The 25,187-nt window shown below is 61.6% G+C and carries 19 protein-coding genes and 1 other RNA gene; 10 read left to right on the forward strand and 10 right to left on the reverse strand.

Features of this window, described 5'->3' with window-relative positions; translation table 11 throughout:
* Positions 1 to 632 precede the first annotated feature (632 nt).
* Positions 633 to 1,877 (reverse strand): IS256 family transposase, encoded by a 1,245-nt coding sequence (locus tag H2O75_RS04200; protein ID WP_182169453.1) that lies wholly within the window; start codon positions 1,875 to 1,877, stop codon positions 633 to 635.
* Between the two features lie 302 nt (positions 1,878 to 2,179).
* Here H2O75_RS04200 and H2O75_RS04205 point away from each other — a divergent pair, with 302 nt between their 5' ends.
* From H2O75_RS04205 to H2O75_RS04220, 4 genes are all read left to right on the forward strand, one after another.
* Positions 2,180 to 5,146: a YhgE/Pip domain-containing protein gene (locus H2O75_RS04205; RefSeq protein WP_182174063.1), complete on the forward strand. Its 2,967-nt coding sequence runs from the start codon at positions 2,180 to 2,182 to the stop codon at positions 5,144 to 5,146.
* Positions 5,143 to 7,329, forward strand: a complete 2,187-nt coding sequence (locus H2O75_RS04210; RefSeq protein WP_182174066.1) for a YhgE/Pip domain-containing protein — start codon at positions 5,143 to 5,145, stop codon at positions 7,327 to 7,329. Before H2O75_RS04205 ends, H2O75_RS04210 begins: the two co-directional genes overlap by 4 nt.
* A gap of 719 nt (positions 7,330 to 8,048) precedes the next feature.
* An RNA gene (gene rnpB, locus H2O75_RS04215) (RNase P RNA component class A) lies at positions 8,049 to 8,391 on the forward strand.
* Between the two features lie 89 nt (positions 8,392 to 8,480).
* Entirely contained in the window at positions 8,481 to 9,203 is a 723-nt protein-coding gene (locus tag H2O75_RS04220) for a Nif3-like dinuclear metal center hexameric protein (protein WP_310650323.1), read from the forward strand.
* An 8-nt stretch (positions 9,204 to 9,211) separates the two neighbouring features.
* On the opposite strand, the gene ppgK is transcribed toward H2O75_RS04220, so the two are convergent.
* Both ppgK and map read right to left on the reverse strand, forming a co-directional pair.
* On the reverse strand, positions 9,212 to 9,964 hold the full coding sequence (ppgK, locus tag H2O75_RS04225) for a polyphosphate--glucose phosphotransferase (protein ID WP_182174069.1): 753 nt from the start codon (positions 9,962 to 9,964) through the stop codon (positions 9,212 to 9,214).
* Entirely contained in the window at positions 9,961 to 10,866 is a 906-nt protein-coding gene (gene map, locus H2O75_RS04230; RefSeq protein WP_182174072.1) for a type I methionyl aminopeptidase, read from the reverse strand. The genes ppgK and map overlap by 4 nt, the downstream gene beginning before the upstream one ends.
* Here map and H2O75_RS04235 point away from each other — a divergent pair.
* Positions 10,865 to 11,056: an SPOR domain-containing protein gene (locus tag H2O75_RS04235; RefSeq protein ID WP_182174075.1), complete on the forward strand. Its 192-nt coding sequence runs from the start codon at positions 10,865 to 10,867 to the stop codon at positions 11,054 to 11,056. The genes map and H2O75_RS04235 overlap by 2 nt on opposite strands.
* A 31-nt stretch (positions 11,057 to 11,087) precedes the next feature.
* Here the strand turns inward: H2O75_RS04235 and panB are convergent, their stop codons facing one another.
* The gene (panB, locus tag H2O75_RS04240) at positions 11,088 to 11,909 is read right to left on the reverse strand and encodes a 3-methyl-2-oxobutanoate hydroxymethyltransferase (protein ID WP_182174078.1); all 822 of its coding nucleotides are present in this window, start codon (positions 11,907 to 11,909) and stop codon (positions 11,088 to 11,090) included.
* A gap of 224 nt (positions 11,910 to 12,133) precedes the next feature.
* Here panB and glnA (H2O75_RS04245) point away from each other — a divergent pair, with 224 nt between their 5' ends.
* From glnA (H2O75_RS04245) to H2O75_RS04255, 3 genes are read left to right on the forward strand one after another with little or no spacing between them, the layout of a single operon-like run.
* Positions 12,134 to 13,471, forward strand: coding sequence for a type I glutamate--ammonia ligase (gene glnA / locus H2O75_RS04245; RefSeq protein WP_182174081.1), 1,338 nt, complete (start codon positions 12,134 to 12,136; stop codon positions 13,469 to 13,471).
* A gap of 1 nt (position 13,472) precedes the next feature.
* On the forward strand, positions 13,473 to 16,406 hold the full coding sequence (locus tag H2O75_RS04250) for a bifunctional [glutamine synthetase] adenylyltransferase/[glutamine synthetase]-adenylyl-L-tyrosine phosphorylase (protein WP_182174084.1): 2,934 nt from the start codon (positions 13,473 to 13,475) through the stop codon (positions 16,404 to 16,406).
* Positions 16,407 to 16,433: 27 nt separating this feature from the next.
* Positions 16,434 to 17,021 (forward strand): histidine phosphatase family protein, encoded by a 588-nt coding sequence (locus H2O75_RS04255; protein ID WP_182174087.1) that lies wholly within the window; start codon positions 16,434 to 16,436, stop codon positions 17,019 to 17,021.
* 24 nt (positions 17,022 to 17,045) lie between these two features.
* Here the strand turns inward: H2O75_RS04255 and H2O75_RS04260 are convergent, their stop codons facing one another.
* Entirely contained in the window at positions 17,046 to 17,441 is a 396-nt protein-coding gene (locus H2O75_RS04260) for a hypothetical protein (RefSeq protein WP_182174089.1), read from the reverse strand.
* A 123-nt stretch (positions 17,442 to 17,564) separates the two neighbouring features.
* On the reverse strand, positions 17,565 to 18,989 hold the full coding sequence (gene glnA, locus H2O75_RS04265) for a type I glutamate--ammonia ligase (RefSeq protein WP_182174092.1): 1,425 nt from the start codon (positions 18,987 to 18,989) through the stop codon (positions 17,565 to 17,567).
* A 133-nt stretch (positions 18,990 to 19,122) separates the two neighbouring features.
* On the opposite strand from glnA (H2O75_RS04265), the gene H2O75_RS04270 reads away from it, so the two are divergent.
* Positions 19,123 to 19,473 carry an RDD family protein gene (locus tag H2O75_RS04270; protein WP_182174095.1) on the forward strand — a complete coding sequence of 117 codons (351 nt, stop codon included), beginning with the start codon at positions 19,123 to 19,125 and terminating at the stop codon, positions 19,471 to 19,473.
* Positions 19,474 to 19,572: 99 nt separating this feature from the next.
* Here the strand turns inward: H2O75_RS04270 and H2O75_RS04275 are convergent, their stop codons facing one another.
* Genes H2O75_RS04275 through lpdA form a run of 4 tightly spaced genes read right to left on the reverse strand, consistent with a single transcriptional unit; the run spans position 19,573 to position 24,672 of the window.
* On the reverse strand, positions 19,573 to 20,292 hold the full coding sequence (locus H2O75_RS04275; protein WP_182174098.1) for a DUF4191 domain-containing protein: 720 nt from the start codon (positions 20,290 to 20,292) through the stop codon (positions 19,573 to 19,575).
* 10 nt (positions 20,293 to 20,302) lie between these two features.
* Positions 20,303 to 21,493: an MFS transporter gene (locus H2O75_RS04280; RefSeq protein ID WP_182174101.1), complete on the reverse strand. Its 1,191-nt coding sequence runs from the start codon at positions 21,491 to 21,493 to the stop codon at positions 20,303 to 20,305.
* Positions 21,494 to 21,547: 54 nt separating this feature from the next.
* Positions 21,548 to 23,272, reverse strand: a complete 1,725-nt coding sequence (gene sucB / locus H2O75_RS04285) for a 2-oxoglutarate dehydrogenase, E2 component, dihydrolipoamide succinyltransferase (RefSeq protein WP_182174104.1) — start codon at positions 23,270 to 23,272, stop codon at positions 21,548 to 21,550.
* Between the two features lie 20 nt (positions 23,273 to 23,292).
* Positions 23,293 to 24,672: a dihydrolipoyl dehydrogenase gene (gene lpdA, locus H2O75_RS04290; RefSeq protein WP_182174107.1), complete on the reverse strand. Its 1,380-nt coding sequence runs from the start codon at positions 24,670 to 24,672 to the stop codon at positions 23,293 to 23,295.
* A gap of 141 nt (positions 24,673 to 24,813) precedes the next feature.
* Here lpdA and H2O75_RS04295 point away from each other — a divergent pair, with 141 nt between their 5' ends.
* The gene (locus H2O75_RS04295; RefSeq protein WP_182174110.1) at positions 24,814 to 25,116 is read left to right on the forward strand and encodes an oxidoreductase; all 303 of its coding nucleotides are present in this window, start codon (positions 24,814 to 24,816) and stop codon (positions 25,114 to 25,116) included.
* Positions 25,117 to 25,187 lie beyond the last annotated feature (71 nt).

The following is a 25,187-nucleotide window of genomic DNA, read 5'->3' on the forward strand; positions in this document are numbered from 1 at the left end:
TCACCGAACGCACTTCGTTGCCGAGACTGCGTGGATCGTTGCATAAGTTAGCAAGATCGGGGGCCACCCGGCCGAGAACGAGAAGCGACAGGACGCGCGTCGCGGAGAGTCGCAGCTTCTTCGACGCGGACGGTTCACAGTTCCAGCATATGTGGCACGAAAGGGCTCCGAGGAATAGCGATATCTGCGTTAGAAACCTGCCTGGTCTCCAGCAATAGTTGAAACGATTGAGACCGCCGGGATTTGCCGGACCGTCATTGCGGGCTTATCACGAAGAATCACGGCCGTCATCAGACGTGAGTCGTCAGAAAGGAACGGGAGGATGCCGCCTGATTCAACGAACACTACGATGCCTTTCCCCGCAGGGCTGAGACGAGACCTGTCACCACTTTTCTCCCATTCTTCCAACCTCTTGAGCATATGGATAGATCTGCCGGTTGATTCTTCTTGCCACTGTGTGAGGGCAGTTTCAGCATTTCTCAGCTAGTCCGACTCTCGATGGCGGGACAGGCATTCAGCATCGAGGGAGAGAGAAAGCGCTTAACCGTGCTCAATGAAAGAAACAAAGAGTAGCGTCGGTCAAGTCCCTTTGAGTGGTGTAGCCGGTGTTCCTTCGGTTCTTCAATTAGTGGTTAGGCGGTCAGTTCGAGAGGATCGTCGCTCACCTCGTCTGTGGTCTCGGGAAGCATGTGGAGGCGGCTTCTGGCGAGAACGTCGAGGCTGAGGTAGCGGCGCCCTTCGGCCCATTCATCGGTCTGCTCGGCCAGGACCGCACCGACCAGGCGGATGATCGCCTCTCGGTTGGGGAAGATCCCCACCGAATCGGTGCGGCGACGGATCTCGCGGTTGAGGCGCTCATTGGGGTTGTTGGACCAGATCTGGGCCCACACCCCGGTCGGGAAACCGGTGAAGGCAAGGATATCGGCACGTGCGCCGTCCAGATGATCGTGAGCTTCAGGGAGCTTATCGCCGACGTAGTCCAAGAGCCGGTCGAATTGGGCGTGGACACTGGCTGCGTCGGGCTGGTCGTAGACCGAGTGCAGCATCGCTTTGACTGCCGGCCAGTAGCTCTTGGGGCACACGCTCATCAGGTTCGCGGCGTAGTGCGTGCGGCATCGCTGCCAGGACGCACCCGGCAGGTTCGCTGCGACCGCCTCGATCAGGCCCGCATGAGCATCAGAAGTCACTAAACGCACGCCGGTCAGGCCGCGTGCGACGAGGTCGGCGAAGAAGGAGTTCCATGCCGCCCCGGTCTCACTGGTCGCAACCCGCAGGCCGAGGACTTCACGCCTACCATCGGCATTGACGCCGGTAGCGATGAGGACGACCGCGTTAATCACACGCCCGCCCTCGCGGACCTTCATGGTCAGCGCGTCAGCAGCGACGAACGTGAACGGGCCGGCCTCATCGAGCGGGCGGTGACGGAACTGGTCCACGTGCTCGTCCAGGTCAGTAGCCATGCGCGAGACCTGCGACTTCGACAGGGAATGAATACCCAGGGTTTTCACGAGCTTATCCATCCGCCGAGTGCTGACGCCGGCGAGGTAGCAGTCAGCCACGACCGTGATCAGTGCTGTTTCGGCTCGTTTTCTGCGCTCGAGCAGCCAGTCGGGAAAATATGTGCCCGATCTGAGTTTTGGGACAGCAACATCCACTGTGCCGACCCGGGTGTCCAGGGGCCGGTGGCGGTAGCCGTTGCGCTGGGTGCGGCGGTCGGGGCTGGGCTTGCCCCATTCCGCCCCGACCACGGCATCGGCGTCTGCTGAAAGCAGGGCGTTGATCATGGCCTGCAGCAGATCGCGCATCAAGTCCGGGGATGCTTCGGCCAGGGCTTCACGGAGCAGGCCTGCAGGGTCGATAATATGAGGAGCGGTCATCGTGGCGATGTCCTTTCGAGTGGGAAGTAGAGAGCTTTCTCGAAGGATCCCACGGTGACCGTGTCCACGTCAGCAACGACGCTCACGACCACCCCGGGGGCTACACCACTCTAAGGGGCACTACTGTAGCGTCGGCCAGGCAACTCGAGGAGGGGCTCGTCCTAACCTATATGGCGGCCAGTGAGTACGTTACCTATATGGCGGCCAGTGAGTACGTTCGTGGAGCTCGTCGTCTGTCCACGGTGAATGCTTGGTTGCGATAGGACTGGCGATCGGAGGTCGATACTCCATACAATCAGCGCGTGTCCAATATATGGAAAGTTTTTTCACGAGACGCTGCACGTTTGTTCCGGGTGCGGAAGGCTTGGATCGTTATTATCGGCGTTATCGTCACGCCGGCACTGTACGCCTGGCTGAACATCAATGCATTTTGGGATCCGTACTCGAATACGGGAAATATTGAGGTTGCTGTCGTCAACCTGGACGAAGGTGCGTCATCGGACCTCACTGGGCCCCTCGATGTGGGCGCGCTCGTAGTTGACGAGCTCGACGCCAACGACCAGCTAGGCTGGCAATTCATGGCGGAGGACGTCGCTCTTGAAGCTGTGAAGCGTGGTGAGGTTTACGCCGCGATCGTCATTCCGACAGATTTCAGTAGAAATCTCCTCAGCATCACGACTGGTGACTTCGTTCAGCCGCGCCTGGAATACCACGTTAATGAGAAAGTAAGTGCGATCTCACCCAAGATCACGGACGTGGGGGCCTCGAAGCTCGACAGCCAGATCGCAAGCGCCTTCTCAGAGCAGGTTGCGACCGCCGCCGCCGATGCCCTGAGAGATGTTGGATATTCGGCGGAAGCACAGCTACTCGAAACTCAGGACAGCACGTTGAGCGCAGTAGGCGAGGCGGAGTCAAAGATAACATCTACACGCGAGCGCCTCGGCATTCTGCGATCTGATGTGGGGTCTTCCCGTGAAGCGCTGGCTCTGGCGGGCAGCACGTTGGCCAACGTCGATACAGTCCTGACTGATGTGCAGACAGCGGTCGTCCAAGCTCAATCAATTGTCGCCGGGGTTCAGTACGAGGTTATTGCGTTCGGCGATGCGGCCACGGGCGCCTATCTGAACGGCACGATACTCCTCGCAGAAGGAACGTCGGACGCGAACGTCGCAGTCACGGGAGTCGTCCAGGCTCTCGAGCAGCTTAGCTCGAAGGTCGACAGCGCAATCACCGACGTGTCGGAAGCCGCTGAGGCCAACGGCGTGGCAATAGAACGGCTCCGGACCCTTCTGGAGAGCGCCGATACCGATTCCGCAGTAGCTCAGCGGATGGTCGGGTTGTTGGGTGCTCTTGAGGAGCGTAACGCGACAGATCAGCAACTGCTTTCAGACCTTCAGACGCTCAAATCCAGTGCCGATACTGTTGCGAGCGCGATCCAGGTCACGACGGGCCAGCTGGACGGTCTCGCTCAGGATTCACAGAATACGGCAGTCCAGATGCGCACCGTCCTGGCAGACACACTTCCAGGCCTCAACGAGTCGATGAGCGCGTTGACGACGAGCGCCGGTGCGTTCTCAGCCGCACTCGATGTCCAGAAGGATCAGCTCTTCCAGGCCCAACAGCTCTTGACCGGTATCGATGAACAGCTGGTCGCGACTTCAGACCTTCTCGACAGACTTGACGAGAACCTAGATCAGATCGACGATGGCATACAGACAGCCCATAGCGATCTTGTCGCGCTCAGCCAGGCATCCATTTGGAGCGACGTCAGTTCGTTGACGGGGCTGGACACGGAACAGATAGCTCAGTTTGTCGCCTCACCCGTTTCCATAGATGAGCACGTGGTCTTCCATGTGAACTCCTACGGCTCGGCGATGGCAGCCCTTTTCACCAATCTGTCGCTATGGATCGGTGCTTTTGTTCTCATGGTCATTTTTAAGCTCGAGGTCGACACGGAAGGTGTTGACGGGCTGACTGTACGTCAGGCGTACTTCGGGCGGTTTCTACTCGTCGGAATGATCGCCGTGGTACAGGCCCTTGTTGTCTGCATTGGAGACCTTATGATCGGGGTTCAGACGGTCAACAGTGCGGCCTTCATTGCGACAGGTGTTTTCACAGCTTTGACATATCTGAGCATTATCTACGCTCTGTGCGTTGCCTTCGGCCATGTCGGACGAGGACTATGTATCCTCCTCGTTATCATGCAGATTCCCGGCGCCTCCGGACTCTACCCGATCGAAATGATGCCCGGATTCTTCCGAGACCTCTATCCATTCTTGCCATTCACTTATGGCATTGACGCGATGAGGGAGACCATCGGCGGCTTCTACCAAGGACATTATTGGTTCTACATGGCGGCGCTGGCAGCTTTTGTTGCGGCCGCCTTCCTCCTTGGCCTCGTTCTACGCCGTAGATTTGCGAATATCATCTTGATGTTTAACCGTCAAATCGGTGCGACCGACCTCCTCATCAGTGAGACCGTACACGTGACGGGGTCCGGTTACAGACTCTCGGATATCATCTATGCTCTCCAGAACCGACAGAAATACCACGAGGATGTCGCTCGGAGATCCGAGCAGTTCGCGCAACGCTATCCGATACTCCTTCGTGCCACACTGCTTACCGGGCTCATCTTCACTATCATCCTGGCCGGTGCCGGTCGGCTGTATCCATCCGCCAATGCCACTCTTCTCGCCACATGGCTTGTGGTCAGCCTCATCTTAATTGGAGTCATCGTCGCCCTCGAATATGTTAAGGAGTCGTTGGACCGCGCGCAGGAGATTGCGAGTCTCGACGACTCTATACTTAGCAGTGCCGCGCGGGCTGATACCGGGAGGGTATGGAGTACCAGTGGTGACGGCTCTGCTGATGCGATTGGGGCGGTCGTTGCGGCTTCGCCGATGTTGCAGGTACTTGTTGCAGAGCGCGAGGGGGTAGAGGATGTCCTTCCGGAGGCCGGAAAAGAGGACGAGGCAGTCACAAGCACTTTTGAAGAGCCCGATGACGAAGCAGTCTCAAATGACGAGATAGCGGGCATTGGTGACGTTGAGAGCACACACATTGAAGAGAGCTCGGACAAAGACGACGGGGACGACGCTGGAGGGCGAGGCATCGGGTCGGAGACCGATCGTGTGACCGATCCTCATCTCCCTCTCTTGTTTGAGAATGAGGACCAACTGCATGAGGGCACCGAGGTGGCTGGTCAACGTGGATCTGGACGACATCGAGCAGGCGCCGACACTGTCGGCCAGCAGGAGGAGAGCGAATGAGAGACATACTTCGGCTCATACAGCGCGACCTTCATCGTGCTACAAGCAGTGTTCTGGCGTCGATAGTCATTTTCGGGCTCATCATCATCCCTGCTTTATTTACCTGGTTCAATGTGATTGCGAGCTGGGATCCGTTCTCGAACACCAAGAACCTAAAAGTTGCCGTCGCGAGCTCTGATGCTGGATACGAGAGCGATCTCATGCCCATTCGCATTAATGTTGGCGAACAGGCACTGTCCGCTCTTCGCGCCAATGATGATTTTGACTGGGTCGTAACATCAGAAGAGGAAGCGATCGACGGGACTGAATCAGGCGCATATTATGCCGCTATCGTCCTTCCCGAGTCCTTCAGCGCCGATATGGTGACCTTCTTCGCGGACGGCCACGACAGCGAGCCGATTGCCTACTACACAAACGAGAAGAAAAACGCCCTTGCGCCGACTCTCACCCAGCAAGGCGCCGAAGGCGTGTCAGCTCGCATAACGGAGGTTTTCACCGAGACGCTCAGCGACCTCGCTCTTGGATTGATCTCATCGCTGTCAGATTTTCTTACTGACGACGAGACGCGGGTAACTCTCGCAAAGCTTGAGCTTAGGGTTGGCAATGTTGGAAGCGACCTTCGCGGCGCCGCGCAAACCGCAGAGATCTTCGGTTCCGTCATTGAAAGCTGTATCGCGGTAGTCCGCGGTGCCAGTGACCTTGTCAGTGGATCCGGCATTGCGTTGGAGGGCGTGTCTACCGCTGTTTCGGATGGATCCGCGGCGATCGAAGGGCTCCGCTCGAGCGTGCAGACAGCGACCCAGGGGCTCGCGAATGCACTCGCGTCCACATCGGATGCCTATGACGATGTGAGCGTGAGCGTTGATAGCCTATTTGCCGAGCTCGATTCTGGTAGCGTCGCACAGGCCGACGTCATCGACACGCTTGCCCAGCAGGTCCAGCTTCAGATCGACAGTTATATTCGCGCGCGCGACACGCTCCGGGATGAAATCGCCCCGATGTTGCCAGACCCCGCGCTCGACGGACTTAATGCCGTCATTGGCAAGCTCGATACAGCAATATCCCGTCAGCAGGATGTCTATGACAGGCTCGCCTCCGCGGCACAGGCTGTCAGAGACAACAACAGCGAAGCTCAAGCCTCTCGTCAGGAAGTCCAGGAGACTGTTGCGCAGGCGAAGCAGGCGATCGATAGTGCCGAGAACGCCTACATTTCCAATCTCAAACCACAGCTCGATGAGCTGTCGACGACGCTTGACATAATCAAGGTAGATATCGAAGCCATTGGCGCTGACCTGGCCTCAGCATCGTCGAAGCTGTCGGCCCAATCCGGGTCAGTGCTGGCATCGCTGTCAAGCGCTTATGCGGCCACCGCAGAGATCTCCGACTCCCTCGAGGAAACGGCAGACCAGTTCGACGAGCTTGCGGCAGCGCTCGCGCGCGCAGCCGACACCGGGGAGCTCGACGAGATCAGTGCGATCATCGGAGCGGATCCGAGCGTTCTCGCAAGATCCCTAGCGCAGCCTGTTGGCATAGAGAGGATAGCGGTATTCCCAGTTGCTAGCTTCGGTGCTGGAATGGCTCCTCTGTACATGGTCCTCGCGCTCTGGGTGGGAGCGCTGCTCATGACTGTTGCTATCAGAGTCGATGTCAAAGCGGACGTGCTACCTGGCAGGCCCAACCTCACGCCAGCACAGCAGTATCTGGGCAGATATGGCATATTTGCCCTGGCGGGCCTTGCACAGAGTAGCCTCGTTACTGTTGGCTTGATTCTGTTTGTCCAGATCGAGGCGAGTCATCCTCTTTTGTTGATACTGACAGGATGGGTCATTTCCCTTGTTTTCACGCTACTGATCTATACGGCAGTCGCCGCATTCGGCAATGCCGGTAAGGCCCTAGCTGTTCTCCTGCTCGTCATCCAGATCTCTGGCTCAGGCGGGGCCTACCCACTCGCGGTGCTCCCAGAGTGGTTCCGGCAGATCAGTCCTTTCCTTCCTGCAACGCACGCGATCGATGCTGTACGCTCAGCGATCGCAGGGGTCTATGGCGGTGACATGTGGACCTCCCTTGGACTGCTTAGCCTGTTCGCTATCCCGGCTCTCCTTGTCGGGCTTGTGCTACGACGACCGCTCATCCAGTTTAATCGCGGTCTGACCGAGGCTTTGGAGTCGACAAAGCTCATGTAGCTGGGAAGAGCTTTCCGAAGGGCAAACGCCGAGCAAACTGTCCAAAAAGTTCAGTCGCGAGCCGTGTGAGCGTGCCATGCGTATGGTCTACGATCGGCAGGCAGTCGAAGGTTGCTCAAGAACAGAGTCGATCCATGTGGTGGCACCCCAACTCGCCGTTGGTGCGGAGATGGTAAGTCGGGGTGCAATCGTCGTTGGTCATGCGAGTCCGCGGTTGGCACTACGACAACGCTTGACAAGAAGAACCTCTTGTTGTGTCCCGCAGGATCTCGCCGTGCCAGCGAGAACGTCAAGGATGCATCAGTTTTTTCGCCATGGAACTCGACCGCCCCACGACTAATGATCGCTGTTGTTGAGAGTCATGACGCTCATCTCGGAATCGAGGCCATCGGCCGGTGTGACCTGCGACGAGATGCTCGTCGCAGGGGTCCGTCGAATCCGCACGAACAGCTACGTCTCGTTGACCTATTCTGATGAATCGATCACTGCAGACGCCCAAGTTTCGGTGCAATCCGGCGGTGACATATACGACAAAACGCTCTGACTGGGTCACCCGGTGGAACTTTAGTCGGATACAGCACGTTCGCAGAAATCGAAGCAACGTACCCTACTCTACGACGAAGGTTCCCGCTACCTTTCAACGCGGATCGAAACCTCGGGCGCTTCTACCGGGCGCTCTGCTAGTGGTTGGGGCAAGCAGTGAGTAGACTGAGATTGGACAAGCTGGCCAGGCGGCCGCGGCACTTCGGTGTCGAGGAACGTCCGGGCTCCATAGAGCACGGTGGTGGGTAACGCCCACCCGAGGCGACTCGCGGGACAGTGCCACAGAAAGTAAACCGCCGAAAGGTAAGGGTGAAAGGGTGAGGTAAGAGCTCACCGCGGACCGGGTGACCGGGACGGCATGGTAAACCCCACCGGGAGCAAGACCAGACAGTCGGCCAAACGCTGCTCGTGACGGGCTAGTCCCGGGCCGACGGGTGGGTCGCTAGAAGTGCGCGGCAACGCGTACTCGAGATGGATGGTCGCCCTAGACAGAACCCGGCGTATCGGCCAGCTTGTCCCCTCGACGCCCTAGACTGGATTCATGCTCACACGCGACGTCATCTCCGCCATCGAATCCCTCTGCCCGCCCCGACTCGCCGAGGATTGGGATGCCGTCGGCCTCGTCGCCCGGGAGCCCCTCCTGGGAAGTGAAGCGGATTCTTCTCGCCGTCGATCCCTGCGAGGCGACCGTGACGGAAGCCCTCTCGGGCGGATACGACATGCTCGTCACCCACCATCCGCTCTACCTGCGCGGCACGTCGACGGTTGGCGCCCACACGACGAAGGGCGCATGGGTGACGGACCTCGTCCGCGGGGGAGTGTCCCTCTACGCCGCGCACACCAACGCCGACTCGTGGGGCACAGCCCAGGCCATGGCGGATCTTGTCGGCCTGCAGGCGGCCCGTCCGCTCGTTCCGAACGCTGATGATCCGACGCTGGGTCTCGGCCGGATCGGCACCATCGAACCGACCACGCTGGGTGAACTCGCCGACAGAGTGGCAGAGGCGCTCCCGCGCACGCCCGCGGGTATCCTCGTCGGCGGCGACGAGAATCGGATCATCGAGACAGTGGCTGTGAGCCCGGGATCAGGCGACTCGTTCCTCTGCCTCGTCAACGAGGCAGGAGCAGATGCCTACATCACGGCAGACCTGCGCCACCACCCCGCGACTGACCACCTATGGTCCGGGGGCGCCGCACTCATCAGCCCCACGCACTTCGCCTCCGAGTGGCCGCTTCTCCCGAAGCTGGCCGATGCTCTCACATCGCTGATGCCGGGCCTGCAAGTCGATGTGTCGACGATCGTGACCGACGCGTGGGGAAGCAGACGATAGCAGACTGACTAGGCGTGAGACTCGCGCGCGCCCAGTGCCGCGGCACCGATGATCCCTGCGGAATTCCGCATTGTCGCAGGCACGATGGTGGCGCGAGTATCCAAGAGCGGCAAGTATTTGTCTGCGTTCTTGGAGATCCCGCCCCCGACAATGATGAGATCGGGGTTCAGCAGGAGCTCGTACTGGGAGTAGACGTCCTGGAGTCGCTTGGCCCAGGCCTTCCACGAGAGCTTCTCCCGATCCTTGACTGCAGACGAAGCCCACGCTTCAGCTTCTTTGCCGTTCGGGAGGGTGAGATGACCGAACTCGGTGTTGGGGACGAGCTCATGGTTGACGACGAGCGCTGATCCGATACCCGTGCCCAGGGTTGTGACGAGGATGGAACCCGGTACGCCGTGAGCGGCCCCGTACTCCGCCTCACCATACCCGGCGGCGTCAGCATCATTGACAACCGTCACGTGTCGGCCCAAGGCCTCGCCCAAGAGCGAGGCTGCGTCGATTCCGAGCCACGACTTGTGCAGGTTCGCCATGAGGGCGACCGTTCCGTGCACGATCGGCGCGGGAAGTGCCACACCGACAGGCATGCTGTCGGGGATGCCGAAATGGTCGACAAGCTGTTTGACGATGTCAGCGACATTGCCCGGAGTGGACTTCGCAGGGGTGGGGATGCGATGGCGGGGCTGGGCTAGGGCTCCCTTGTCGAGGTCCACCGGGGCGCCTTTGATGCCGGACCCGCCGATGTCGATACCGAAGGCGATCATGAGACTGTGAGGATCTCGGCGCCGTCTTCGGTGACGACGATGGTGTGCTCGAACTGTGCGGTGCGCCCGCGATCCTTCGTGAGGACCGTCCACCCATCATCCCACTGATCCCAGGCGATCGTCCCCAGCGTCAGCATGGGTTCGATGGTGAAGACCATGCCGGGCACCATGATCGTGTCGTAGCGGGGAGCCGTGTCGTAGTGGGGGACGATCAGGCCGGAATGGAAGGCTTCACCCACACCATGCCCAGTGAAATCCTCGACGACACCATAGTTGAATCGCTTCGCGTAGGCCTCGATGACACGGCCGATGACGTTGATGGCGCGGCCGGGCTTGACGGCTTTGATGCCGCGCTCGGTCGCAATACGGGTGCGTTCGATCAGGAGGGCTGACTCCTCATCGATGTCGCCCACCGGGAATGTTGCATTCGTGTCCCCGTGCACTCCGTCGCGATATGCGGTGATATCGATATTGACGATATCGCCCTCGTGAAGGACGGTCGAGTCGGGGATGCCGTGGCAGATGACTTCGTTGATAGACGTGCACAGCGACTTCGGGAAACCCATGTAGTCGAGGCTCGATGGATATGCGCCGTGATCGATGAGGAAATCGTGCCCGATGCGATCGAGCTCGTCGGTCGTGATCCCGGGCCGGACGGCCCTCCCCACCTCCTCGAGAGCCTGAGCCGCGAGTTTCGAGGTGCTGCGGATCCGCTCGAGGGTCTCATCATCCTTCACATCTGATGCAGTGACCACCTCCGGTCCGTCATGGAACAGATACTCGGGTCGTTCGATCGACGCAGGGACATGCCTCTTCGGGGAGAGCTTTCCAGGAACGAGGGTGCCAAGGGGGGCGCGCTGTGCAAGCATGGAATCTAGCTTAGCGTCGAGGAGGTAGGTCATGGCCAATCCTGAGTATTGGTACAACACGAAAACGGGCGAAGTGGAGAAGGGCCGACAGTCCGGCTGGACGGACCTCATGGGGCCCTACCCCACGGAAGAGGAAGCCCGCAACGCACTCACGACGGCAGCGAAGAGGAACGAAGCCTTCGAATCCGAGGAAGAGGCCTGGGAAGAGGACTGGGAGGACTGAGCAATCAGCCGCGGAGGGCGGGAGCTCGCGCCTAGAACGAATGCTCCCGGGTTGGGAACGCTCCTGACTTGACCGCGTCGACGTAGTCCGTTGCAGCATCATGGAGTGCTGCACCGATCTGCCCGAAGACGCGGACGAAGGAGGGCTGCCAGTCGGTCAGCGCCGCCATGTCCGACCAGACGAGAACCTGTCCGTCAGTCCCCGGGCCCGCTCCGATACCGATCGTCGGGATCTCGAGAATCGACGTGATCTTACTGGCCAACTCTGCGGGCACCATTTCGAGGACGACGGCAGACGCACCCGCTTCCTGGACTGCCACAGCATCCTCGATGACCTTATCTGCCGCCTCATCGCCCCGGCCCTGGACGCGGGGCCCCGACAGGGCGTTCTCCGACTGAGGGGTGAAACCGACATGGCCGACCACGGGAATACCGTGAAGGACAAGCTGTGTGATCTGTTCGGCGATGCGGACCCCGCCCTCGAGCTTGACGGCATGGGCGCCAGCCCTGATGAGCTGCGCGGCGGACATGAACGCCTGCTCTGGGCTCGTCTCGTACGTGCCGAACGGAAGATCTGCGACGACGAGAGCACGCTGGGTGCCCTTCGCGACTGAGGCTGTGGCCCTCACGAGATCGGCGAGCTCGACACCCAGTGTGTTGGATTCGCCGAAGACGGTCGTGCCGATCGAATCGCCGACGAGAAGCATGTCGACACCCGCACGATCGAAGATGCTGGCGATCATCGCGTCGTAGGCGGTAAGCATCGTCAACGGCTCACCATGGGTTTTCGCTTCGAGAAGGTGGGCTATGCGGACACGTCGGGGACGATCTGTCTTCTTGGCGCTGTCAGTCATGGGGAACATCCTACCGCGATGGCGGGACGGTGTTGAGGTTAACCGAACCAAGCTCTTGCCGTTCGAGACTCCCGGCGCATCCGATGGGATGCAGATCGCGGCACGCGACGTCGGCATGGCGCAACATCTCGGGACAGTAGTCCGCCTCCCGCGAAGCCGCGTGGCGGCTTTGGCGTGTCCTCGGCGATAGGCCTGGCAAGATAGGTTCAGAGGAAGGGAGCGGTATGAATCGTCAACAGGAGCACGTTCTACAGACCATCCACGACAGGGATGTTCGATACATACGCCTATGGTTCACGGATGTCATCGGAACGCTCAAGTCTGTGGCGATAGCGCCCGCCGAGCTCGAGGAAGCATTCGCTGAGGGGATCGGTTTCGACGGTTCCTCGATCGAGGGCCTGGCCCGCGTCGTCGAAGCCGATATGCTTGCCCACCCGGACGCCTCCACGTTCCAGATCCTGCCGGGCAAGTCTGAAGGCGGTCTTGTGGCACGTCTCTTCTGCGACATCTCGACGCGAGACGGTGAGCCGGCGCGATCCGATCCCAGGGCCGTGCTACGGCGCGCACTGGAGCGCGCCAGCAACATGGGATTCGGTTTCTATACCCACCCTGAGATCGAGTTCTATCTCTTCCATCCATCGTCCGACCCACATGCCGAGTTCCGTCCCATCGATCGGGCGGGCTACTTCGATCACTCAGCTCGGTCAGCGGCCCAGGACTTCCGCCGCGTGGCTGTTGCGACCCTCGAGTCGATGAACATTCCCGTCGAGTTCTCGCACCACGAATCGGGCCCCGGCCAGAACGAAATCGACCTGCGCTACACGGATGCTCTGTCGATGGCGGACAACATCATGGCCTTCCGCACCACGATCCAAGAGGTGGCGATCTCCCAAGGCGTCTTCGCCTCCTTCATGCCCAAACCCTTGATCAACCATCCGGGAAGCGGCATGCACACCCACATGTCCCTCTTCGAAGGAGATAGGAACGTCTTCTACGATCCCTCCGGCACCTACCTCCTGTCGGCAACTGCACGAAAGTTCATGGCCGGCCTGCTCGAGCACGCGAGCGCGATCACCGCGATCACCAACCAGCATGTCAACTCGTACAAGCGGCTCTGGGCAGGGGACGAGGCGCCCTCCTACGTGTGCTGGGGCCACAACAACCGCTCAGCGCTCGTCCGGGTGCCAGCCCTGCGCGTAGGGAAGCCGCAATCCGCTCGCATCGAATATCGTGCCATCGATTCCGCAGCCAATCCCTATCTCGCCTTCGCCGTGCTCCTCAATGCAGGACTCGACGGCATCGAACGAAATCTCGAACTCCCCGACGAAGCAATCGAGGACGTGGCCGCCATGACACGCAACGAACGCCGAGCCCTGGGCATCCTTTCCCTCCCGGGCAACCTCGACGAAGCGCTCGCCGTCATGCAAGAATCTGAGCTTGTTGCCCACACTCTGGGCGAAGAAGCCTTCTCCTATTTCATCCGCAACAAGGAAAACGAATGGGAAGGCTACCGTCACCAGGTGACCCCGTTCGAAAGGGACCGGTTCCTGCCGGTGGTCTGACATGCGCAGAGAGAGCCCGACAGCAGCCCTCCGAAGGCTCGGATTCACCGACCCGGCACGCGCCCAGCGGCTCACCGAGGGACGAGATTTCGCGGCCGTGCTCGAAGCACTGGGAGAGAGTCCCGATCCCGACCAGGGCCTCCTGGCGATGCTGCGCATGGCCGATGGGGCGCCGGAAGCATTCCAGCGGATCACGGCAACACCCCGGCTTCTCTCCGCCGTCTCGCAGCTCTGCGGCATGTCGACAGCGCTTGGCGACATCCTCATCACCCACCCCGACTGGATCGACGGACTCGGCGCAGAGCCCACCATCAACCCGGACGCCTTCCTCACCATCGGACAGCATGCCGACACCCCGTGGGACACCGGCGTCACCCGGCTTCGCGAGGAATACTATCGGCAGCTCCTCAGCATCGCCGCCTGGGACCTCATGGCCGATCACCCTCTCGAACGCTTCGACACGGTGGCGGCACTCCTCTCCGACCTGGTGTCCGCAGCCCTCTCCGGGGCCCATGCCCTCGCAAGGGCAACCATCCCCGGATCGGACACGGTCCGCCTCGCGATCATCGCCATGGGGAAGACGGGCGCACGAGAACTCAACTACATCTCCGACGTCGATGTCATCTACGTGGCGGAACCCGCGGGAGACAATGAGGCGGCGGCCCTCGACACCGCCACGAAGATCGTCACCGCACTGACAAAAGCAGTATCCGCGCCCGGATCTGCACCCGCACTGTGGCCGCTCGATGCGAACCTCCGCCCCGAAGGACAGGACGGACCCCTCGTTCGAACACTCGCATCCCACGTCGCCTACTACGAACGCTGGGCGAAAGACTGGGAATTCCAGGCACTCCTCAAAGCACGCGCCGTCGCAGGAGACCCCGACCTCGGCGCAGCCTACGTCGACGCCATCCAGCCTTTCATCTGGTCCGCCTCGGGACGAGACCAGTTCGTGGAGACGACACGCCACATGAGGGGGCGCGTCGAATCGACCATCGCCAGCAGAGACGCCGCCCGACAGATCAAACTGGGCGCCGGGGGATTGAGAGACGTCGAGTTCACAGTCCAGCTGCTCCAGCTCGTGCACGGACGAGTCGACCCCAGTCTGCGCGTCCGGTCAACGCTCGACGCGCTCGCGGCACTGCGCGACAACGGTTATGTGGCGCGAGTGGATGCCGACAGGCTCGAGCAGCACTATCGCTTCCTGCGTACGCTCGAGCACCGGATCCAGCTCCAGAAGATGAGGAGAAGCCAAGTCCTGCCGGAGGACGATGGGCAGCTGCGCCGTATCGCACGCGCCATGAAAATGCCGGGGATCACGACAGGGGAGGAGCTGGAGAGTGCCTGGCGAGACGTTCGAGCCGAAGTCAGGAGCCTGCACCAGGCGATCTACTACCGTCCCCTGCTCCCGGAAGCCGCACGGCTGAGCGATGACGATATCAGCCTCGATCGGGATGCGGCCGCGGATCGTTTGGCAGGAATCGGCTACCGGGATCCGACGCGCGCCGTTGGACACATTGCGGCACTGACCGAAGGCGTGTCGCGTACGGCGATGATCCAGCGCCAGCTCCTGCCAGTCCTGCTGGGCTGGTTCGCGGAAGGCCCCGAACCCGATTCCGGTCTCCTTCACTTCCGTATCCTGTCGGAGACGATGGGCCGAACCCACTGGTACATGAAGCTGCTGCGGGACTCGAGCATGGCGGGGCACCGCCTTGCCCACATACTCTCCACGTCCCGCTATCTTGCCGAAGAGATCCCGAAGCTGCCCGAGTCGGTCCGCTGGCTCGAAGGTGACAGCGAGCTCGAACCGCGCAGCATCGGAGCGCTGCGCAGCGAACTCGATGCACTCATCTCCCGCCGCACCACCCCGGAGGGCATTGCGATGGCGGGGAGATACCTGCGCAGACGAAGCCTCCTGCGAACCGGTCTCGGCCTCGTCCTCGGCTTGATCGATACCGAACGCGCGCAGGACTCGATCACCAACGGCGCGGAGATCGCAGTCCAGGCGGCGCTTCAGGCTGCGACGAAGAAGATACTCGCAGAGTTCAACCTCGACGAGGCGCCGTCGTCCTATCTCATTGTCGGCATGGGGTCTTTCGGTGCGCGAGAGATGAGCTATGGTTCCGACTGCGATCTCCTGTTCGTCCACCAGCCGCACGGCGATGAAGAGCTGGCGCAGCGTGTTGCCGTCAGCATCGCCTCCGCCGTGATGGCCATGCTGTCGGAGGGAACAGAGGAGCCGGCTCTTCGATCCGATGCGGACCTGCGCCCGGAAGGCCGGAACGGCCCCCTCGCTCGTACCCTCGATGCCTACGGTGAGTACTATCGGCGCTGGGCCGAGACGTGGGAGCGTCAATCGCTCCTCAAGGCGCGTCCGATCGCCGGCGATGCAGAACTCGGACGACAATTCATCGCACTCATCGACCCCGTGCGGTATGGCCAGGGCCTGACTGATGCCGAAGACCGTGACGTGCGGCGGATGAAAGCGCGGGTCGAGACGGAACGTGCCCCGCGTGGTGCGTCCAAGGCCCGACATCTCAAATTGGGCCCCGGTGGCATTTCGGACGTCGAGTGGACAGTCCAATACCTGCAGCTGCGCTATGCGGGGCAGCAGTCGACCCTGCAGACGACGTCGACGATGACGGGGCTCGACGCGGCCATGAGCGCAGGCCTTCTCTCGGAGGATGATGGCGTGAGGCTTGCGGAAGCGTGGCTCTATGCCCAACAGCTGCGTTTCGCGATCGCTCTCGGAACTGGCCGCACATCAGGGCCGCGGCTCGATGTGGTCCCCACGGATTCGACGGAGCTGGCAAACATCGCGGCCCTCCTATCCCACGACCTGACCGCTCGCCACGAGGTGGAGGAGATCTATCTGCGTCTCGCGCGTCGAGCACGCGCTGTCGTCGAACGCATCTTTTTTGAGAATGATCGATAGTGGCGGTCACGCCGGCTAGGAGAAACGATGAGACTGTATGTGGCACGGCATGGCGAGACGACGTCGAACGTCATGAGAGCGCTGGATACTGCCGCGCCAGGCGCCGACCTGACAGACAACGGCCGCGCTCAAGCACAGGATCTTGCACGTCGGTTGAGCGGGTTTCACCTGGATGGGATTGTCGTCTCCCACCTCGTGAGAACCCAGCAGACAGCTGAGCCGACCGCATCCGAGCGCGGCCTCATCCCGCGCATCGACCCCCGCGTGGCTGAAGTGCCCGCGGGGGAGTGGGAGATGAGGACGGACATGGAGACCATCATGAGCTACGTCCGTGTCGTCATGGGATGGATGGCCGGCGACTACTCCCAGCGCATCCCGGGCGGAGAGACGGGCCAGGAAGTCCTCGACCGCTTCACTGCCGCGATCGAGGACGCCGACGAGGAATCCCTCATGGTGGTGTCTCACGGAACCGTCTCCCAACTGTGGGCCAATTCCGTCATCGGCGGCTCGTCAGCAGGGTCGCTGCCCCATTTGGACAATTGCGGCACCGGGATCTTCGAGCGCACGGGCGGCACGTGGCGGCTCGTGGAATGGAACCACCGCCCCACGGCCTGAAGTCATGCCCTGTCTCTGGGCCTTCTACAGCAGGAGCAGGGCGATGACGATGAGAGCGACACCGAGCCCGAGACCAGTGAGAAGTGCACTGCGGAAGTTTGTCGAATGCTCCTGCGGGTCACCCCGGTACGGGTTCTGCTGATAACGCCAGGCCGCATGGTTGGTGAAAGGATTCGTCTCGTCGTAGGGCGTCGACTCGCGCGGAGGATTCGCATCCCTGTCGTCGAAATCCTTCCACGGGCTCTCCGTCGCGCCGTAGGGGCCAACAGCATCGGCAGAAGGCTGATCGACAGGCGGCTGATCGGGTTCATGCCGGGTAATCGGCTCCGGCCGACCGTCACCAGCGTCGGGAATGGCCCAGTCGTCGCGCTTGTTGACGAACTCGGACCAGTCCTGGGAATCCTCGGGGTGCTTCTTCATGTGCCCATGCTAAGCGAGTCAAGCGCCGAGGGCATGGCCCAACCCGGATCTCGCGCTCTCGGCAGAAGGCTCGAGACGTGTGGGGCGGTGAATGCTCACCGCCCCACAGAGGATCAGATGATCCTAGATGTCGAAGTACAGCTCGAACTCGTGCGGGTGCGGGCGCTGGCGCAGCGGAGCGATCTCGTTGGTGTACTTGTAGTCGATCCAGGTATCGATGAGATCCTGGGTGAAGACGTCGCCTTCGAGGAGGAAGTCGCTATCGTGACGCAGCGCTTCGAGTGCTCCCTCGAGGGACGCCGGGACCTGCTCGATCTGTGCGTGCTCCTCCGGCGGCAGCTCGTAGAGATCCTTGTCGATCGGGTCAGCGGGCTCGATACGGTTCTTGATGCCGTCGATGCCGGCCATGAGCATCGCCGAGAACGCCAGGTATGGGTTCGACGACGGGTCGGGGACACGGAACTCGAGACGCTTCGACTTCGGAGACGTTCCCGTGACGGGAATGCGGATGCAGGCGGAACGGTTGCGTGCCGAGTAGACGAGGTTCACCGGGGCCTCGAAGCCCGGAACGAGGCGGTGGAACGAGTTCACCGACGGGTTCGTGAAAGCGAGAAGGGCAGGGGCGTGCTTGAGCAGGCCGCCAATGTACCAGCGTGCCATGTCCGACAGGCCGCCGTAACCCCTCTCATCGGCGAACAGGGGTTCGCCGTTCTTCCACAGGGACTGGTGGCAGTGCATACCCGATCCGTTGTCGCCGAAGATGGGCTTGGGCATGAACGTGGCGGTCTTGCCAGCTTCCCACGCCACGTTCTTGATGACGTACTTGAACTTCATGAGGTCGTCGGCGGCGGCGAGCAGGGTGTCGAACGTGTAGTTGATCTCCTGCTGGCCGGCAGTGCCGACCTCGTGGTGGGCTCGCTCGACGCGAAGGCCCGTCTCGGACATGACACGGCACATCTCGTCGCGGAGATCAACGAACTGGTCGTTGGGGGAGACGGGGAAGTATCCGCCCTTCATGCGGGTCTTGTAGCCCCTGTTGCCGCCCTCTTCCTCGCGCCCGGTGTTCCACCACGCCTCGTTGGAGTTGATGTGGTAGTACGACTCGTGCTCGTTCGTGTTGAAGCGGACGTCATCGAAGATGTAGAACTCGGCTTCCGCGCCGAAGTAGACGGTGTCGGCGATTCCGGTGGAACGCAGGTAGTTCTCGGCCTTGGCGGCGATGTTGCGCGGGTCGCGAGAGTAGGACTCACCCGTGAACGGGTCGACGATCGAGAAGTTGACGATAAGAGTCTTCGCCTTCCGGAACGGATCGATGTAGGCGGTCGTGACATCGGGGATCAGCTTCATGTCAGACTCGTGGATAGCCTGGAAGCCGCGGATAGATGAACCATCGAACATGAGACCCTCGGTGAAGACGTCCTCCGAGAACGTCTCTATGGGGATGTTGAAATGCTGCATGATCCCGGGCAGGTCACAGAACCTGACATCGATGAATTGAACGTCGTGTTCCTTTGTATAGGCAATAGCCTCGTCAGCATTTGCGAACATGTTCTCTCCTCATGTAGTGGATTCACCCGCAATGGTATAGCGCAAATATAGATTTGTGCACAATCTGTTCATATTTTGTCTAGCACGTCTGTAAAACGCTGGATACACATATGCACCTACTAGGATAGTGGCCATGACCCAAACTCTCGCATTGGCGCCGTTAAGCCGCAGAATTGTTGCCCTTGTCATCGACTGGCTCATGGCAGTGGCGATCTCGGCAGGCTTCTTCTCCTACAACGAGTTTGCCACTCTCGGCGCCTTCGCGCTCATGTCAGTCGTCCTCATCGGCACGATCGGTGGCACCATCGGGCACGCCATCATGGGGCTGGGAGTGCGCTGCCTCGATGGGTCCGCGCCGGGTCCCACCAAGGCTCTGGGAAGGACAGTTCTGCTCTGCCTCGTCCTGCCGGGGATCTTCACCGTGCCAGATGGTCGGAGCTACCACGATGCCATTATGCGGACGACGATCACCAAGGTTCGCTAAGGCAAGGTTCGCTAAGACAACGTCCGCGATGATCCCGGCCACGGCCAGCGATTCTGCGGTAGATATGCGTCATCCCGCCGGCTGGCGGGATGACAGACTTCAGCGGCCTCGTGTGGCCTTGCGGTCTGGCCTCATCTTGTAGGGGTCGATGCCCTTGGGGATGGGGAGCTGGTTCGTCTTGATGGAGTCGTAGCGCTTCGTCACGGCCCCCACCTCATTCGTGTTGAGCTTCTTCGGGAGCTTCTTCAACGACTTCATGAGCTTGCTCAGGCGAACCTGATCTTCACCCGTGCCGACGTTGATCGTGTGAACGGGAACGTTGGGGGCAATGCGGCGGGCCTGCCGCTTCTCCTCTTCGACAAGCTTCGCCACGCGGCTGACGGGGCCTTCGGTGACGAGGACGATGCCGGGCTTGCCGATGAGACGGAACACCATGTCCTGGTGGCGGGCATTGAACCTGACCGGTTCCTCCTGGAAGGACCAGCCTCGGCGGATACGGCCGATCACAGCTGACGCCGCCCCGGGGATCCCTTCCATCTGCTTATAGGACGCGCTCTCGATGAAGCGAGTCAGTGTCACCATCGTGAACATCGGGGCGAGAACGACGCCCGAGATCGTCCAAAGGATCCAGTTGTCGAGAAGAATGCCGGCGCCGACGAAGACGACGAGGGTGACAAGGAAGACGCCGATGAGGATCCACGGCAGAGCAGGGTAGCTCTTCCGCGCGATCTTAAAGCCGTCGCCTAGGAGCTGATACCACCTGCGCTTGCCCTGAGGGTTCTTGTCCTTACCCTGAGAGTCCTTTTTGTCCTTAGCCATGGATACCAGTCTACCGTCCCTGATGCCGGAGGGCCGCCAGGAGTCCTATGAGACCCATGACTGCGCCCGAGGCCGCGGCCACCCAGAAACCGTAGGCCAGTTCGAACTTGAGAAGCTGCCCTGCAGAGGCGGCACCGATGGCGACACCGCCCACGTTGGCGGCACCCAGAAGAGTCATTGCGACACCATCCCCGCCCTTGGGTGCGAGCTTCGACGCGAGCGTGAACATCGCCACAGAGGCGGGCCCGATCGCCAGACCGAAGACGAACAGCATGCCAGCGAGCTGCCAGGGAGTGTGTGCGAGCGGGGCGAAAGGAATGAGGATGGCAAGGGCCGCACCGGATACGAAGATTCGGGTTCCCTGCGAGATCCGCTCGGGAATAGCCACAGCGCCGAGAGCGGTGATGGCGGCGCCCGCTCCCATCGCGGAGTAGATCAGTCCGGCATAGCTGGCCGAACCGAAGCCCTCAGCCGCCGCAGTCGTCGACGTCTGCATGGACCCGAAGTACGACCCGAGGCAGAGCATGGAGAACAGTGCAGCCCACACAAGCACGATGGTCGTGCTCAGCGCCGGTGCCTTGTGGCCGCCTTCGTGCCGCGTCGAGGCCGGCGTGGAACGATGGAGGCCGAGCGCCGTGATACAGGTGCCGGCGATGACGGCGGATACGATCAGGGGAGTCTCGGGCGAGATCGTTGAAGCAAGAACGCCGACCACGGCGGGGCCGAGAACAAAGTTCAGTTCATCGGCAACCGTCTCGTAGGACATCGCCGTCGTCAGAGCCTTGGGAGTGCGCGCGACCGGATACCAGCGGATCCTCATGAGAGCACCGACGGGCACTGTCGTCAGTCCGACCAGGGCGCAGAGGACGAGGACGATCGCGAACGACAAGTCTGCCATCGTGACGAGCACGAGTCCCGCCGTCATCGCCGCATTGACAGGGCCGAGGACAAGGAACGGCAGCCGTTGGCCCACACGGTCGGTCCACTGTCCGATCAAAGGCTGGCCGATACCGGTGGCGATGGCAAGCGTGGCGGAGCTGATCGACGCGGCGGCGATGCCGTGGTAGTTCGTCACGAGCGTGAGGACGCCGATGATGATCATCGATGTGGGGAGCCTGCCGACAAAGGCAAGCGGCATGAAAGCACCTCCCCACAGGCGGGGGAGGTCCTTATAGTTCGAGAAGGAAGCCAGAACGTTCATAGCAATTAGTGAGGGGCTCGCACGAGCAAGCCCCTCACCGAATCTCCCTCTGGCCTAGAGGCCGACCTCTGCAGCGAAGTCGCCCTCTTCGAGGCGTGCCTTCACGGCAGACAGGTACCGGCCCGCGTCAGCACCGTCGATGAGACGGTGATCGTAGGACAGCGCCAGGTAGATGAAGCTGCGGATACCGATGGACTCGTTGCCGAACTCATCCTTGACGATGGCGGGACGCTTGACGATCGTGCCCACACCGAGAATGGCAGACTCGGGCGCGTTGACGATCGGAGTGTCGAACAGTGCACCCGAGGAGCCCGTGTTCGTGATCGTGAACGTGCCACCCGACAGTTCGTCCGGTGAGACCTGGCCGGAGCGCGTACGGGACGCGAGATCTCCGATGGCCTTGGAAATGCCGGCGATGTTGAGATCGCCCGCGTTCTTGATGACCGGGACCATGAGGCCGCGCTCGGTGTCGACAGCGATGCCGACGTTCTCGTGATCGAAGTACTGGACGGACTTCTCATCGACGATGCGAGCATTGATCTTCGGGTGTGCCTTGAGAGCCTCGGTCGCGGCCTTGACGAAGAACGGCAGGAACGTGAGCTTGACGCCCTCGGCCGCCTGGAACCTGTCCTTCGCTGCCGTGCGGATGGCGACAACCTTGGTCACGTCGACCTCGACGACCGTGGTCAGCTGTGCGGAACCGTGGAGCGACTCCATCATGCGCTGGGAGATCACCTGGCGCAGGCGCGTCATCTTCTCGGTCGTGCCGCGGAGCGGGGATGCGGCAGCGGGCTTGGATGCGGGGGCGGCGGGAGCAGCCGGCTTCTCGGCTGCCTTCGCCGCGTCCTCAGCAGCCTTCTTCGCGGCCTCAGCGGCCTCTTCGACGTCCTGGCGGCGAATTCGACCGCCGACGCCGGTGCCCTTGACGGAGTCGAGATCGACGTCGAGTTCGCGTGCGAGCTTGCGGACGATCGGGGTCACGTACGAGCCGGACGCGGATTCCGCGGCCGAGACGGAAGGTTCGACCTTCGTCGAGGCCGTGGCCTTGGGCTCGCCGAGCTCAGCTTCTTCAGCAGGCTCTTCCTTCACCGCTGTCTGCTCACCCGAGGGTGCAGCTTCCTCTGCCTTGTCGTCAGCCTTGGCTTCCTCCTTGGGGGTCTCGCTCTTGGCGCCGGGGGTACCGATGATGGCGAGAGCCGTGCCGACGTTGACGGTCTCATCTTCCCCAACGAGGATCTCGAGGAGCGTGCCGGCGAACGGGGAGGGAACCTCGGTGTCGACCTTGTCGGTCGAGACTTCCAGAAGCGGCTCGTCGAGCTCGACAGTGTCGCCCACTTCCTTGAGCCACTGCGTGACTGTGCCCTCGGTGACGGACTCGCCCAGCGCGGGCATCGGGACCTCGTCGCCGGAGCCTCCCGCCGGGGCCTCTGCGGACTCCTGCGCGGGTTCCTCGACGGGCTCGTCGGATGCTTCTTCCGCGGGCTCCTCGACGGCCTCCTCCGCGGCCTCTTCTGCGGGCTCTTGGGCGGAGGAAGCGCCGGAGCCGTCGCCGATGTAGGCGAGAACCGTGCCGACCTCGACCGTCTCATCTTCCTCGACGACAATCTTCTCGAGGACGCCCGCCACGGGGGAGGGGACCTCGGTGTCGACCTTGTCGGTGGAGACCTCGAGTAAGGGCTCGTCGAGCTCGACCGTGTCGCCCACTTCCTTGAGCCACTGCGTGACTGTGCCGTCTGTGACGGACTCGCCCAGAGCGGGCATCTTTACTGGTTCAGACATGATGTAGTCTCCTTGAGCTCTTAGTTGTGGGTGTGCAACGGCTTGCCGGCGAGGGCGAGGATAGCCTCTCCGACCGCTTCGTTCTGTGTCGGGTGGGCATGGATGAGGCCCTCGAAGTCCTCTGGGAAGGCTTCCCAGGCCACCATGAGCTGGCCTTCGCCGACCTGCTCGCCCATGCGGGCGCCGATCGCGTGGAAGCCCACGATGGGACCGTCCTTTTCGCGGACGACCTTGACGAAGCCAGCGGTCCCCAACATTTGGGACTTACCGTTGCCCGCCAGGTTGAACTCGACGGCTTCGACGGTCTCCTTGCCGTACTTCTCTTCAGCAGCGTCCTGGTTGAGGCCGACCGAGGAGATCTCGGGGTTCGTGTAGGTGACGCGGGGAATCAGGTGCTCTTCGATGGTCTTCGGGTTGAGGCCAGCGATCTCTTCGGCCACGAAGATGCCATGGAGGAAGCCGCGGTGTGCGAGCTGGAGGCCGGGGACGATGTCGCCGACGGCGTAGATGTTGCCGACTCCCGTGTGGAGGCGATCATTCGCGGTCACGAAGCCGCGCTCCATCGGAATGCCCTGCTCTTCGTAGCCGAGGTTGGCGGTGGAGGGGCCGCGTCCGACGGCCACGAGAAGGTAGGAGGCATCGTATGACTTGCCGTCCTGGGTGTAGACGGTGACGCCGTTCTCGTTCTGCTCGACACGGTCGAACATCGTCTTCGTCTTGAACGCGATCTTGCGCTTGCGGAAGGCGCGCTCGAGCGCCTTGGAGATCGCGGGATCCTCGTTGGGGACCAGGTTCGGCAGACCTTCGATGATCGTCACCTCGGAACCGAGCGACCGCCATGCGGATGCCAGCTCTGAGCCGATGACGCCGCCGCCGAGGACGATGACGGATTCGGGGACCTCATCGAGCAGGAGCGCCTGATCGGACGTGATGACCCTGCCCTCGATCGCGAGGCCGGGGAGGGACTTCGAATAGGAGCCGGTCGCGAGGACGATGTTCTTGCCCTTGAGGACGCGGTCGCCGACCTGGACGGTGTCTTTGCCGGTCAGGCGGCCCCAACCCTCGATCGTGTCGATGTTGCGCGAAGATACGAGACCCGTGAGGCCCTTGTACATGCGGGAGACGACGCCGTCCTTGTAGGCGTTGAGCGCCGTCATGTCGATGCCCTCGAAGCTCGACTTCACGCCGATGCTCGCGCCCTCGCGGACCTCGTCGGCCACGTCAGCGGCGTGCAAAAGCGCCTTCGTCGGGATGCAGCCGCGGTGGAGGCACGTGCCGCCCACCTTGTCGCCTTCGACGAGCGCTACTGTCATTCCCAGCTGTCCGGCACGGAGGGCGGCCGCATAGCCGCCCGAGCCCGCTCCGAGGATGACGATGTCATATTCCTGCGTGTCAGCCACGTAGATCTCCCTCAATCTTGGTTAAGCCAAGCGGCCGCACGGCCGCGCTACTCACCTGTCATTGTTCCACTTTCTAGGCCGAACGTCATGGCACTTGATAGATGTTCGCCTCACTGCGGAAGAAGAAAGTACAATTTGCCCATGGGAATCTTCTCGCGGTTCAGCAGCGGCTCGTCCAGCCAGCGCCAACAGGCCACCGTCCAGCACTTCACGGACTTCGTTGCCACACGCAAAGGCGTCGAAGCATATCTGGAGCCTGCGGGAGCACGCGAACCCATGTCGATGATTCTCGTGGCCCGCGATGGTGAGTGGACTCGCCGTCAGGTCCCGAATCCCAAAGAAGCCGCCGATCTTGCGACGCGCCTGGGATTGCCGTTTTACGAGATTATCCGGACAGGCTATCCGCAGCGCATGAGGGAATGGTCGGCCAAGAACCGGCACTGATCGCCACGGCGGGACAGCGGGCTCCGTCGGGCCTCGAGTCGGGGCGACAGCCGTGACGTCTCCGGTCCTCC

The organism is Flaviflexus equikiangi (genome assembly GCF_014069875.1).
Taxonomy (GTDB): Bacteria; Actinomycetota; Actinomycetes; order Actinomycetales; family Actinomycetaceae; genus Flaviflexus; species Flaviflexus equikiangi.